Raw genomic sequence first — 12,646 nt, 5'->3', positions numbered from 1 at the left:
GGTATGAATACATCATATACAAAGATGCTGATTTAGAATATGCCATTGTATCGAATTAGTTTTATGGCTGCGGGCCTAAAAACATACGAAGTTCTTGAGTTACCTTATCAAATAAAACGTGATAATGCCGATAATCTGTGTATTATCAACAACCGACATATTATTGGTGATGAAACATTATTAGAGCGTTTAGTTCAGGAACGTTTACAAATAACGCATCAGGTATGCATTCTTGAAGCGACGATGCTTTGTGATGAAACAGATAATTAAGCTGCCGACTTAACTGATAGCGATAAGAGTGGACCTGTAAACAGGTCCAGGCGATTATTTTTTCTGTGTTGTTTTATTGAAAAATGCACTAAAGGCTGCATGTGCTTCAGGGCTTTTTAGCCGTTCAACAAATAACGTTCCTTCTTGTTGCATAACATCTTGTACAGTCGATTTTATATGCTGTTTCATTAATTTTTTGGTAAGTAGAACGGCTTGTGTAGGCTGTTTGCCAAGTTGATGGGCTGTTTGTTTTGCAATATTCAATGTTTGTGCTGGATCATCAATTATTTGATTGACCAAGCCTGCTTCTTTGGCTTTGTGGCAGTCAAAAGGCTGGCCTAGCATTAATATTTCTGCCGCTATCCTATGACCTGCCAGCTTGGGTAATAAAAAGCTTGCAGCCGCTTCTGGACACAAACCTAAATTAACAAAAGGTAATTGAAAAATAGCATTTTGCCCTACATAAACGAAGTCGCAGTGGAGCAAAAGTGTCGTACCGATACCCACTGCATTACCATTGACTGCGGCAATTAATGGTTTTTGTAGATTGACGAGTGCTTGTAAAAATTGAAAAACGGGGCTGTCACTCCCTTGGGGGGGATTTAGCATAAAATCTTTAATGTCATTGCCACTGGTAAAGCACTCTGCATTGCCTGTAAGCAAAAGGGTTTTAATGGACTCATCTTCGTCAGCAGCCAGTATAGCCTCAGTGAGTTGGGTGTACATTGGGTGGGTCAGGGCATTTTTTTTCTCAGGTCGGTTAATTTGCAGAATGAGGCATCCATTGTCTTGCTCAGTTAGAACTTCATTCACAGGTTAACTCCTTAAAGGTAGGTACACATGCATTTTATAGCCCTTATTGAGGGGCATATTATAGGTTTTAGTGACCTTGGCAGTATTTGTTATTGAGTTATTTTGCGGAGACAAACTTAATTAAAACGGTTGTTTGAAATCAAGCTTAGAAAGATAGACCTAGAATGTCAACCGCTTGGTTGGAGACCTCTTCCAGGTCAAATGAGATAACAGAACACTGCGCGAGAGGAATACTAAGTTGTTGTAATGTAGACCAATATTCTATGATACGCGGTGTTGCACCAGCGAAAAAAAAGTGACTTCGTTGTAGGTTAGTAAGTTGGTTTAACGTATCTGCCGTCCAGCTTCCCACAATTGTTTGATATGAAAGCTGATGATGTTGTCGGCATAGCTCCCGCAATGTGTCTTGTAAAAAAAGGTCGGCCGTATTAGGCACGTGGTGGATTAACAGGATAGGACCACGATGTTGATGCCAAAGCGCATCGCTAACAATGCCGAGCATAGCACCTAAACCCACTTCGGCTGCAATAAATACCAGAGGAGTATGAGGGTTTGTTTGTTGATAATAGCAATCTCCCTGTAAGTCACTCAGGGTGACAGTATCTCCTGCTACGGCACTTTCGCAAAGCCATTGGCTGACATTACCGCCAGCAATTCGTTGTACATGAATAAGAAGTTCTTGGTCCTGCTCAGGGTGACTCACCAGGGTATAGGTGCGTTCATGTCCCTGGTGGGAAAGCTTAATCAGCTGTCCTGGGCGGTAGTCAATTAATTTTGAGGGTGAAATCTTCACCTGTTTAACGACCTGATTCAAGGCCGTGACTGATGTGATAATTGCAGGCATAGCATCCTGATGGCGACAGGGCAGGCGTACGACTAAGTCTGCTTCAGGGTGACATTGGCAGGCGAGAAAGCCATTGTTCTGCAATTGCTCTTGGTTCAGCCCTTGCTGGGCCGCTTTTGGGGGGGCTCCGGCTGTAGCATACATTAAACAGCTATGACAAAGACCTGCCCGGCAAGAAAAGGGAATTGAACAGCCTGCTGCAAGTAATTTGTCCAGCAGTATTTGCTGCTTGTCACAATGAATGTTCTGATCCTTGAATTGAATAATTGGCATCGCTTTAAACCAATATGTGTAATAAGCGCTGTGTAACTACAGCCAAGACCCTGCGCTACTTGTTGTATTTTTTCTATTTAATATACCCATAACAAACCCTGAAAATGATTCGAGAGAAAGAGCATACCTTCCACTTTTGCTCGATTTCACTATAGCGGGGTATATCTGGTCTTAAGCTAATTTGAAATTACCTGGAGATGTCAAAGCTGTAAAGGGGGAAGTGCTGCCTGTTATGAAAAATATGTTACTATTTCGGGCGAATAATATTACGAAGGTGAATTAGCCTGAGTAAGAGAAGAAAACTAACGTGTAGTGGCTTAATCGTATCAAGTGGAATTGGTCACAACAGGTGCTTGTTGAAATAGATCCTTAGAGACTGGAGTAAGCCTCATTAGAAAGGCAACTCTATTTACGGCCTAGCCTAACTAGCCTATAAGGTGTCGCCAAAGGTCATGAGCTTAGCTACGACAAGTAAAAGCGGTTGGATTGATGCTCTTCCTGTTTTTGTTGTCTTGGTAGGTCAGTAGGTTGTCGGCATCTTGCATACAAGAGGAGTATGTATCCGCATGACCATCATCCGTCAAGAAGACTTTATCGCCAGTGTTGCAGATGCATTGCAGTATATTTCTTATTATCACCCCATCGACTTTATTCAGGCTGTTCATGAAGCCTATCAACGAGAAGCATCAGAGGCTGCAAAAGATGCGCTTGCTCAGATTTTGATTAACTCAAGGCTCTGTGCCGAGGGACATCGACCTATCTGTCAGGACACAGGCATCGTGACAGTTTTTCTAAAGATTGGAATGAATGTTCAGTGGGATGCAACACTTAGCGTTGAAGATATGGTCAATGAAGGTGTGCGTCAGGCTTACACGCATCCTGATAATGTACTGCGTGCATCGATTCTAGCTGACCCTGCGGGCAAACGGGTAAATACACGGGACAATACACCTGCGGTTATTCATATGCAGGTGGTGCCTGGTGATGCTGTGGAAGTCCATGTTGCCGCAAAAGGCGGTGGTTCAGAAAATAAAACCAAGATGGCAATGTTGAATCCCAGTGACAGTATTGTTGATTGGGTAGTGAAAACGGTACCGACGATGGGTGCAGGATGGTGTCCTCCAGGTATGCTGGGTATTGGTATTGGTGGTACAGCAGAGAAAGCAGCTGTATTAGCTAAAGAGTCACTAATGGCACCCATTGATATTCATGAGCTGCGAGCACGTGGGCCACAAAACCGTATTGAAGCATTACGGCTGGAAATTATGGATGCCATAAACAGTCTGGGTATCGGAGCTCAAGGATTAGGAGGCTTAACAACGGTATTGGATATTAAAATTATGGACTATCCGACGCATGCTGCCTCATTACCCGTGTGCATGATTCCTAATTGTGCGGCGACCCGTCATGCTCACTTTACGTTAAAGGGTGAAGGACCTGCACTACAACAGCCACCTAAGCTGGAAGAGTGGCCAAATATTACTTGGGATGTTGGTCCTCAGGCCCGTCGAGTTAATTTGGATACGTTAACAGCTGAAGATATTAAAGACTGGCAACCCGGTGAAACGGTTTTACTCTCAGGTAAAATGCTTACTGGACGTGATGCAGCCCATAAGAAAATGACAGAAATGCTGGCAAAAGGCGAAAAACTGCCTGTAGATCTGCGCAATCGTTTTATTTACTACGTAGGTCCTGTGGACCCTGTGCGTGATGAAGCGGTTGGTCCTGCGGGTCCTACAACGTCGACCCGAATGGATAAGTTCACTGAGACCATGCTTGCTGAAACAGGCTTAATTGGCATGATTGGTAAAGCTGAGCGGGGGCCTATCGCTATTGATGCGATTCGTAAGCACCAGGCAATTTATCTAATAGCTGTGGGCGGTGCGGCTTATTTAGTATCTAAAGCGATTAAAAAAGCCGAAGTGGTCGCCTTTCCTGAGCTAGGTATGGAGGCTATTTATGAGTTTGAAGTTGAGGATATGCCTGTGACTGTTGCGGTTGATAGTAAAGGTGTTTCTGTGCATCAAACAGGCCCTAAAATCTGGCAGGAAAAAATTCTGGCGAAACAGGGGTAGTATGGATCAATAGGGGGAAAGGTACGGGATACCTTAACCTTAATGGCTTAGAGACAGGCCAAGCTAGCTAAAAGTGAATTGCCTCATGGCGTTTGCCGAGTGCTGAACATCATGAGGCCGATGCGGATTGTTCTTCAGCTTCTTTATTTCGACGCTTATAGACGAACTGAATCGCATCTTCTACCGCATCCCGAACTTTTTTCTCCATCTCTTTACGTTCTTTTGGTGAAAGGTAATAAGCCATATCGATATCATGATGAATGTATCGAGGAGGAAGGTGATTGAGAGCAACACAAGCCACATCGACAATCATCTCATCCATCTCTGCTTGATTACGATATTCCTGTGTAATGTAGTCTACGACCATTGTTTCATAATAGTTATGAAACTCTTCTTGCAAAGCCATGCTGTTAACCTCAACACACGCATTCATTTAGCCCAGATTTTATAGGGCAAGCCTTTACCAAAAGTGTAGATGATCATTGAAGTGCAGCAACTGTAGATAAGTTGTTTAGTTGAAATATGTTGTTTATCTATATAAATATAAAAATATTTTTATAGATAGTATGGCTGTTGAGTTAAGCAAGAGGGGGAGTGAATAAAGTAGAGGGTAGTCATTTAAAATCAATTGGTTATATAAATTTTAGGTGTTTCGGCTAACTTGGCACACTGAATGCTGTTGAGATAGGGAGGACATTAAAGGAGAAGGTTTAGACCTTTCCTGTTGTAAAGATTAAAAAAATGAGAAAAGCCCATGGCAAATAACACATTATTTCAAAATCAACGAAACTGTACTGTTCAAGTAGCAGATACTACGAATCGTGTTGGTGGGCTGGCCTATCAATTAACGGCTGAACATGCTTTGGCGCAATATGCGATTACAGGTTGTTTTAATAATACCTATTACGTTGGTGCTCAAGAGCAGTTAGATAAGGTGCTAGAATTAGAAACCCAGGTTTCACCAGCGTTTCTTGCTAAGTTGGCGATTTATACGCGAGAAAAAGGGCATATGAAAGATATGCCGGCATTATTAACCGCATTGCTATCAATTGAAGCGCCAGAATTATTACCCAAAGTATTTAATCGAGTCATCGATAATGGCCGAATGCTACGTAATTTTATCCAAATAATTCGTTCAGGTGTAACGGGGCGTCAATCGTTAGGTACGCTGCCAAAACGATTGGTTCAGCAGTGGATTAATCAGCGTGGCGAAGCTGCATTATTTAAAGATTCAGTAGGAAATACACCGTCTTTGAGCGATGTAATTAAAATGGTACGGCCAAAGCCTGCGAATAAAATGCGAGAAGCATTTTATGGTTACCTGATTGATAAACCTTATAGTGCAGAATATTTACCACAAATTGTGAAAGATTATGAGCTGTTTAAGGTTAAACCAACAGATAATTTGCCTAATGTTGACTTTCGTTTGTTAACTGCGCTTGATTTAAATACAAAGCACTGGCAGGAAATTGCGCGCCAGGCGAGTTGGCAAATGACACGTATGAATTTGAATACATTTGCACGGCATGATGTGTTTAAAAATAAAGAGCTTGTACATTTAATTGCTGAACGTTTACGTGATGAGCGCGCAATAAAAAAAGCCCGTGTTTTTCCATATCAGTTGATGGCTGCCTATTATATGGCTGTTGATGATATGCCAAATAAAATAATGGATGCTTTGCAAGATGCTATGGAAATTGCTTTGGAAAATGTTCCTGTTATTACTGGTAAAGTGTATGTACTACCGGATACGAGTGGTTCGATGACGCAGTCCGTAACAGGTTATCGACCAGGTTCATCAAGTAAAGTACGTTGTATTGACGTTGCTGCATTAGTGGCTGCTGCTATTTTAGCTAAAAACCCAGAAGCAGAGGTTATTCCATTTGCTACAGATATACATAAAGTTAAATTAAATCCTCGTGATTCTGTGTTAACGAATGCTACACGTTTAGCTCAGCTTGGAGGAGGAGGTACAAACTGTGCTGCGCCTTTGATAGCAATGAAGAAAAAGCATGTAAACGCAGATACTGTGGTTTATATCAGTGATAATGAATCATGGATAGATACGACATCTCGCTATGCTTATTCCTCTGGTACAGCTGTTATGCAGCAATGGGAGTTGTTAAAGCGACGTAGTCCAAATGCAAAAATGGTTTGTATTGATGTAGTACCCAATAGCTATTCACAAGCAGTGGAGCGAGCTGATATTTTAAATGTTGGAGGATTTTCTGATAATGTATTTAATGTTTTAAATTCTTTTATAAAAGGTGAACCAAACAGTTGGCTAAATGAAATTAATCAGGTAGAATTGTAACTGTCTCATCTGGTCAAATGCCGATTAAGATTACATCCTTCCACGATATCTATCTTAATCATTTCTTGTTGACCTATTTAGCCCAAAGTAATGTGTGTAGATTAATTAATAATGCAAATGCATTGTGAGACTACATTTAGAGTATATGCTGTCTCGTAAAAAAACTTGTTGCATATAATTTATAACTACACGCTATACGACGGGCCACATTGGCGAATGCCTATGGGACTACATTGTTAATGTCCGGGTTGCAGGTTCGAGTCCTGCCTATCTCAATAATAGATAGTAGCTCAATGGTAGAGCAGGAATGTCTCATTCTTTTTTGTCGTCAATATACACACTGCGGTGAATGCAGTTGAAACTACATTGCTTAAAACAAAACGTGTTTCAACACTTTTTGTCACCGCACCTCTTATTGCTTTGTTAAATCGCTAACGACCTGTATATTATTTTGTATGTCTTAGGTATGGCTACAAAAGAGTAATCTAATTATGCAGAGCACAAGCGTGAAATGGGGCATTGCTGGACTGGGCAGTATTGCTCATCGTTTTGCACAGGATTTAACGCAACATACGCCTAATGCACAACTGGTTGCTGTTGCATCTCGGAATATAAAACAAGCTGAGTCTTTTGCTCAACAGTATGGGTGTAATAATGGGTATTCTTATCTTGAGTTGGCGGAAGACCCTGCCATAGATGTCGTGTATGTCGCCAGTATTCATCCTTTTCATAAATCGCTTGCAACAATTTTCTTGGAAAAAGGTAAGCATGTATTAATAGAAAAACCGGCAACCATTAATGAAAAAGAGTGGGATGAACTTACCGCTTTAGCCAAAGCAAAAAACTGTTTATGTCTTGAAGCCATGAAAACAGTAACATTTCCCGCTTATCAACAACTACTCGATTTTTTAAAAAAGAATGGTATTCAAATCCATTCAATTGAAGCCTCTAACGGTAGTCAGCTTGAATTTAATGAAAATCATTGGATTTTTAATCAATCGCTTAGTGGTGGAGTTACTCTTGATATTGGTGTTTATCTGTTGTGGTTTTATTGTAATTTAGCCTACCAATTAACTGGGCAGTTGCCTTTACCCTCAAGCCGTTTATTATCAACATATTACAACATTGGTGTTGATGAGCATGCAGAGTTTAAATTTAATTCGCCAATACAGGGCAAGCTTACTGCATCAATAGTGTCTCATTTACCTCGAGAGGCAATAATCAAAGGACCTGATCTTGAAATAGTGATTCACGATAAATGGTGGAATCCGAAAAAGATTAGTATTCAATGGCAAGGAAATTCGTTTACGATTAATGAACCCATTGCTGGAGGTGGCTTTCAATTTGAAGCAGCCCATTTTTCTGACTTGATACTGTCAAATAAAACAGCGTCAGATGTAATACCACAGACTGTGACAAAACATGTGATTAAAATAATGGAAGGTAGTTTGACTCAGCATGGTTTTGCTCATCTCGTAAAGTCTCAATAAATAGTGATTTGCAAATACATCATTTACAGTTTGTTATAGTAACTTGCATAATAGAAGTTACTTGGCTATGATTTTGGGATGCAACGAACAAGCTTTCTTTCATTTGAATGTCCCGCAGCCCGTGCGCTAGAAAGTGTTGGCGACTGGTGGAGTATTTTGATATTACGTGATGCCTTTCAAGGCTTGAAACGTTTTGATGAGTTTCAGCAAAGTCTTGGAGTATCCACTAATATCCTTTCTCGTCGTTTAAAACATTTGACGAGTGAAGGGCTGTTTGAGCGACATCAATATATGGAGCGTCCCCCACGTTATGAATATATTTTAACGTCCAAAGGGCGGGATTTTTATCCTGTTGCTATCGCTCTTTTTGCCTGGGGAAATCGTCATCTACCATCAGACCAAATCGCGATGCATTTGGGCAATCGTGCGACAGGTGAAGTACGACAGGCTATTGTCGTTGATGCTGACACTGGCGAACGTATTACCCCTGAAAACACCGTATTACTTCCAGGACCTGCAGCCACAGAGCAAACGTTGCAGCGAATTGGACTGCTTAAAACTCTTCAATCAAAGAACCCTACACAGACAGACTAATATGGCTCTCCAGCATCTGGTGAGATCTATAACCATTCATTAACTGTAAGGTAGAAGTTGCGTATGCAAAGAATTGTTGTAACTGGCATGGGTCTGGTATCACCACTTGGATGTGGCGTTGAAACTAGTTGGTCTCGGCTTTTACAGGGGAAATCAGGCGTAAGCTATTTACCTGGTGATATGGTTAATGATCTTCCAGTAAAAGTTGCAGGTGTGGTACCTGATATTACGGAAGACAGCATCGCTGGATTTAATCCTGATCTCGTAGCATCACCTAAAGAACAGCGAAAAATGGATCGCTTTATTCTTTTTGGACTTGCCGCTGCTCAAGAGGCATTGTCTATGGCAGGGTGGGAACCATTAACTTCACAAGAGAAGGAACGTACAGCCACAGTAATAGCGTCTGGTGTTGGTGGTTTTCCTGCTATTGCAGGAGCGGTACGAACGGTTGATCATCGTGGACCTAAACGGCTTTCACCTTTTACGATACCTTCGTTTCTTTCTAACCTGGCAGCGGGGCACATCACTATTAAGTATGGATTTACAGGACCAATAGGAACACCTGTAACAGCTTGCGCAGCAGGCGTCCAGGCTGTGGGAGACGCTGCTAGGATGATTGCAATGAATGAAGCCGATATTGCTATATGTGGTGGTACAGAAGCTTGTATTGATAAAGTAAGTCTGGCAGGTTTCGCTGCTGCGCGTGCACTTTCTACATCATTCAATGATACGCCAGAACGAGCATCTCGTCCTTTTGATAAGTTGCGTGATGGCTTTGTTATGGGAGAAGGTGCGGGTATGTTAGTCATTGAAGACCTTGATCATGCACTTGCGCGTGGGGCCAAGCCGATAGCGGAGCTGGTGGGTTATGGTACAACCGCTGATGCATACCATATGACAGCTGGTCCTGAAGATGGTAGAGGTGCAGCCAGAGCTATGAAGTTGGCGTTGTCTCAGGCGGGCTTAAAGCCTGAACAAATTCAACACATAAATGCACACGCAACATCAACGCCTGTTGGCGATAAAGGTGAAATAGAAGCGATTAAATCAGTATTTGGCAATAATCGACAGGTTGCGGTGAGTGCTACAAAATCTTCAACAGGACACTTATTGGGTGCGGCTGGTGGGTTAGAAGCTATTTATACAATACTTGCTTTACGTAACCAAACAGCACCAGCCACACTTAATTTAGAAGATCCAGATTCGGCCGCGGCAGGTATTGATTTGGTGAGTTGTTCATCACGCGCTATGCAAATTGAGTATGCTATGTCTAATGGCTTTGGTTTCGGTGGTGTGAATGCAAGTGTGGTCTTTCGTCATTGGAATTAAGTGATTTTATGCTTGTTTTTACATGTCTTTACACAAGTCAAAAGTACTGACTGTTTGGCAGGTAATTGATAAATAAATGTGTAAGAAAAAGGATTTTCCTTACACGAACGCTAATATTTAGAGTATTAATACATGTATTTATATGTATTGAAATCTAAGTATTAAAGGAATAATTAATACAATATTACAGTTGTTTATTGGTTAAAAACTAACTAGTGTGATTTATACCATTATAGTGAGGTATGCTCTTTATTATAGGTAAAGCTCAATAGTATTTATGTTAGGGAAAACATATATGTTAGTAAAAATAATCAATAAATGGCTAAAATATTTAGGACTATTTTCAGTATCTACTTTTTCTATCATTTCTACCTCTTCATTATCTGCAAAGCCAGTTAGTCCGTTAGATAATGATATTTCTCATTATTTCAGTAAGGATATGCAGGATAACTTTTACCTCTTTGCGGACTCAACTGACCAAAGTCTTATATGGTTTGTTTCAAAACAAGGAGGTATTGAAGTAAGAGGAAGTGAACCAAGTATAACAATTGATAAGGAAATGAAGTCAAGTGGCTTATTTAAAGGGAAAACGTATTTACGTATCTTTGGTATTTTATCACCTAATGCTAAAGCAAGTAATATGAAACAACTCCAAGCTGAAGCCCAACAGCTTGGGCTGTCACTTTCCCCTGTTTATGCTAAGGCATCAAAGACGCTCTATAACGTTCAGAATATTGAGGTCGATAACCATGGAAAAGCACAAGCAGTATGTAGTGTTTCAAGGGACATTGACTGTAAAGTAAGAAGTCGGAATGGTGAATACATACCTTCCTCATTATTGTTCAATTTTCGTGGATATTCTCCCAAAGAAAATGTGAGTGTCAGCCAAACAATTCCATTTAAGCTCACGACGCTACCTGGAGTAGAAGCAAAGTTTTTAGATTTATTAATGGATGGGAAAAGCTGGGATTCATTTTTTAATGTACAGACTCAGTGGACAGTTGAAGTAAGTAAAGATGGTCAAGCAGGAGAAATGACGCTTAACACCAACATGAGTATAGAGTGTGTGCGGGGGATGTTTGGACAAATGCTTTGGTTGTATGACTCAGACACTTGTCAGAAGTATCGGGAGTAGCGTAAAAGTTGTTGTATTTAAAGAGTATAGACTAATTTATAACTTTGTTTTATATCCACAATGGTTACATTTTATGCCATGTTTAACGGGATAAAGTGGAAAATCAATACATAAGAACACAAGAAAAGCACAACGTTTTCCGTATTGGTAATATTCAGTGTCAGAGCTACCACATTGAGGGCAAGGTAAACTACTACTGCCCTCCTGTGTAACTAAATCATGTGCTCTATTCTCGCTTAATATACGTTGTGCTTGTTCAGCGTACTCTTCTGGTACCTGTAAACGTACTCCACCTAAGGCATTTGAATAAAGCCATTGCATATTAATCGTATGCTCGTCAGCAATAAAGGCAGGAATACCCTCTGCATCAAGTTTTGCCCAAGCAATTTGGGCTTCGTAGGGAAATGAAAACCTTGCTATTGTTACCAGCATATTAATGTGTAGAGTGAGTTGTTGGACAATAAGTGAACAATTTGACCATGATGTAGCAAGAAAGTTGCATTTAATGGCTTTATTGCCAGATAATAGTGAGTTGAAAAGACCACATGTATTCATCTTACCAACAATAAATGCTTGCCTTTTTGTTTAGAATAGATAACTCGAAATATTGTGCACATGCTCGTTTGGCCACACCATAACACACATGTAGTGGTAATAAGTGTTCTTCTCTTGGGTGACAGAATCTAGCATGAGGTGCTTGTTCCCAGTTTTCCAAACGCATGGTTCTTTGTTGTTCAGAAAGAGCCTTATTTGAACATGTATCGATAAGCCATGTTTCAAAGGCCTCATTTTTTGTTTTGATATCACGGGTTCTTTCTGAGTAAAAAGCTTTCATATTGTGGAATGAAAATCCTGAACCGATAATCAGTAAGTCGTCATTTGCTATCTTGGCTATGGATTCGCCTAATTTGATATGCTCAGCAGGGTTGAGGTTATTCATAAGAGATAACTGGATACAAGGAATATCAGCTTCTGGATACATGATCTTTAAGGGAACAAATAGCCCATGATCAAATCCTCTTTGTGCATCCAGCTTTGCGTTTATACCATCTTTTTTTAGTTGCTGGTAAATAGTGTGAGCTAATTGAGGATCCCCAATAGCAGGGTATTGAATACGATATGACTCTTCTGGGAATCCGTAGTAGTCATAGATTAAAGAAGGTGTTTTGCCACTCGTAATAGTTGGTTGGCTTTCTTCCCAATGAGCACTAATAAGCAAAATTGCAGAGGGTTTTAGCAGGGTTCCCGCAGTTGTGTACCATTTCTTGGTGGCTTTCATCGCCTAAAAGTGGCATAGGACCGCCACCATGAGATAAAAATAGGGTAGTGGGTCCAGCCGATGTATGAGTATTCATTTACTAAACTTCCAGTGAAAATACTGATTTTAGTTCAATATATCGCCACAGAAAATGATTTTTGGTGGGGCATGTTGTTGTTGCAGTATTTGCGATATGCCCATAACAAACGCTAAAAAATGGTTAGTGAAAGGTACATTTTAAGCAATTATTA

At 40.6% G+C, this 12,646-nt stretch carries 12 protein-coding genes; 7 read left to right on the top strand and 5 right to left on the bottom strand.

The features are described 5' to 3' along the window. Nucleotides 1-39: 39 nt before the first annotated feature. The gene (locus KCG35_RS03020) at nt 40-270 is read left to right on the top strand and encodes a hypothetical protein (protein WP_215818183.1); all 231 of its coding nucleotides are present in this window, start codon (nt 40-42) and stop codon (nt 268-270) included. A 54-nt stretch (nt 271-324) separates the two neighbouring features. Here the strand turns inward: KCG35_RS03020 and KCG35_RS03015 are convergent, their stop codons facing one another. Further along, on the bottom strand, nt 325-1,083 hold the full coding sequence (locus tag KCG35_RS03015; RefSeq protein WP_215818182.1) for an enoyl-CoA hydratase: 759 nt from the start codon (nt 1,081-1,083) through the stop codon (nt 325-327). A 145-nt stretch (nt 1,084-1,228) separates the two neighbouring features. Next, entirely contained in the window at nt 1,229-2,200 is a 972-nt protein-coding gene (locus KCG35_RS03010) for a 2Fe-2S iron-sulfur cluster-binding protein (protein WP_215818181.1), read from the bottom strand. A 566-nt stretch (nt 2,201-2,766) separates the two neighbouring features. Here KCG35_RS03010 and KCG35_RS03005 point away from each other — a divergent pair. Beyond that, a complete protein-coding gene (locus KCG35_RS03005; RefSeq protein ID WP_215818180.1) occupies nt 2,767-4,275 on the top strand; it encodes a fumarate hydratase in 1,509 nt (502 codons plus the stop codon). A 109-nt stretch (nt 4,276-4,384) separates the two neighbouring features. On the opposite strand, the gene KCG35_RS03000 is transcribed toward KCG35_RS03005, so the two are convergent. Further along, nucleotides 4,385-4,708, bottom strand: coding sequence for a late competence development ComFB family protein (locus KCG35_RS03000; protein ID WP_215818179.1), 324 nt, complete (start codon nt 4,706-4,708; stop codon nt 4,385-4,387). Between the two features lie 321 nt (nt 4,709-5,029). Here KCG35_RS03000 and KCG35_RS02995 point away from each other — a divergent pair, with 321 nt between their 5' ends. From KCG35_RS02995 to KCG35_RS02975, 5 genes are all read left to right on the top strand, one after another. Continuing rightward, the gene (locus KCG35_RS02995; RefSeq protein ID WP_215818178.1) at nt 5,030-6,589 is read left to right on the top strand and encodes a TROVE domain-containing protein; all 1,560 of its coding nucleotides are present in this window, start codon (nt 5,030-5,032) and stop codon (nt 6,587-6,589) included. 491 nt (nt 6,590-7,080) lie between these two features. Continuing rightward, complete coding sequence (locus KCG35_RS02990; RefSeq protein ID WP_215818177.1) at nt 7,081-8,079, top strand: Gfo/Idh/MocA family protein; 999 nt, start codon at nt 7,081-7,083, stop codon at nt 8,077-8,079. Between the two features lie 78 nt (nt 8,080-8,157). Then, entirely contained in the window at nt 8,158-8,673 is a 516-nt protein-coding gene (locus KCG35_RS02985) for a winged helix-turn-helix transcriptional regulator (RefSeq protein ID WP_215818176.1), read from the top strand. A 63-nt stretch (nt 8,674-8,736) separates the two neighbouring features. Then, nucleotides 8,737-10,002 carry a beta-ketoacyl-ACP synthase II gene (fabF, locus tag KCG35_RS02980; RefSeq protein WP_215818175.1) on the top strand — a complete coding sequence of 422 codons (1,266 nt, stop codon included), beginning with the start codon at nt 8,737-8,739 and terminating at the stop codon, nt 10,000-10,002. Between the two features lie 295 nt (nt 10,003-10,297). Next, nucleotides 10,298-11,137 (top strand): hypothetical protein, encoded by an 840-nt coding sequence (locus tag KCG35_RS02975; RefSeq protein ID WP_215818174.1) that lies wholly within the window; start codon nt 10,298-10,300, stop codon nt 11,135-11,137. A 36-nt stretch (nt 11,138-11,173) separates the two neighbouring features. Here KCG35_RS02975 and KCG35_RS02970 read toward each other — a convergent pair whose 3' ends face one another. Beyond that, entirely contained in the window at nt 11,174-11,692 is a 519-nt protein-coding gene (locus KCG35_RS02970) for a putative signal transducing protein (RefSeq protein WP_230408971.1), read from the bottom strand. Between the two features lies 1 nt (nt 11,693). Beyond that, nucleotides 11,694-12,416, bottom strand: coding sequence for a DODA-type extradiol aromatic ring-opening family dioxygenase (locus tag KCG35_RS02965; protein ID WP_230408970.1), 723 nt, complete (start codon nt 12,414-12,416; stop codon nt 11,694-11,696). Nucleotides 12,417-12,646: the final 230 nt, after the last annotated feature.

Origin of the sequence: Zooshikella harenae, assembly GCF_018837975.1 — a bacterium.
Lineage (GTDB): Bacteria > Pseudomonadota > Gammaproteobacteria > Pseudomonadales > Zooshikellaceae > Zooshikella > Zooshikella harenae.
The sequence above is the reverse complement of the archived record's forward strand: the minus strand, read 5'-3'. Positions and strand labels throughout refer to the sequence as shown.

Bases quoted from the DNA above. Each gene is read 5' to 3' on its own strand.
- KCG35_RS03020 (WP_215818183.1), top strand. From the start codon at position 40: ATGCCATTGTATCGAATTAGTTTTATGGCTGCGGGCCTAAAAACATAC.
- KCG35_RS03010 (WP_215818181.1), bottom strand. From the start codon at position 2,200: ATGCCAATTATTCAATTCAAGGATCAGAACATTCATTGTGACAAGCAG.
- KCG35_RS03005 (WP_215818180.1), top strand. From the start codon at position 2,767: ATGACCATCATCCGTCAAGAAGACTTTATCGCCAGTGTTGCAGATGCA.
- KCG35_RS03000 (WP_215818179.1), bottom strand. From the start codon at position 4,708: ATGAATGCGTGTGTTGAGGTTAACAGCATGGCTTTGCAAGAAGAGTTT.
- KCG35_RS02995 (WP_215818178.1), top strand. From the start codon at position 5,030: ATGGCAAATAACACATTATTTCAAAATCAACGAAACTGTACTGTTCAA.
- KCG35_RS02990 (WP_215818177.1), top strand. From the start codon at position 7,081: ATGCAGAGCACAAGCGTGAAATGGGGCATTGCTGGACTGGGCAGTATT.
- KCG35_RS02985 (WP_215818176.1), top strand. From the start codon at position 8,158: ATGCAACGAACAAGCTTTCTTTCATTTGAATGTCCCGCAGCCCGTGCG.
- fabF (WP_215818175.1), top strand. From the start codon at position 8,737: ATGCAAAGAATTGTTGTAACTGGCATGGGTCTGGTATCACCACTTGGA.
- KCG35_RS02975 (WP_215818174.1), top strand. From the start codon at position 10,298: ATGTTAGTAAAAATAATCAATAAATGGCTAAAATATTTAGGACTATTT.
- KCG35_RS02970 (WP_230408971.1), bottom strand. From the start codon at position 11,692: ATGAATACATGTGGTCTTTTCAACTCACTATTATCTGGCAATAAAGCC.
- KCG35_RS02965 (WP_230408970.1), bottom strand. From the start codon at position 12,416: ATGAAAGCCACCAAGAAATGGTACACAACTGCGGGAACCCTGCTAAAA.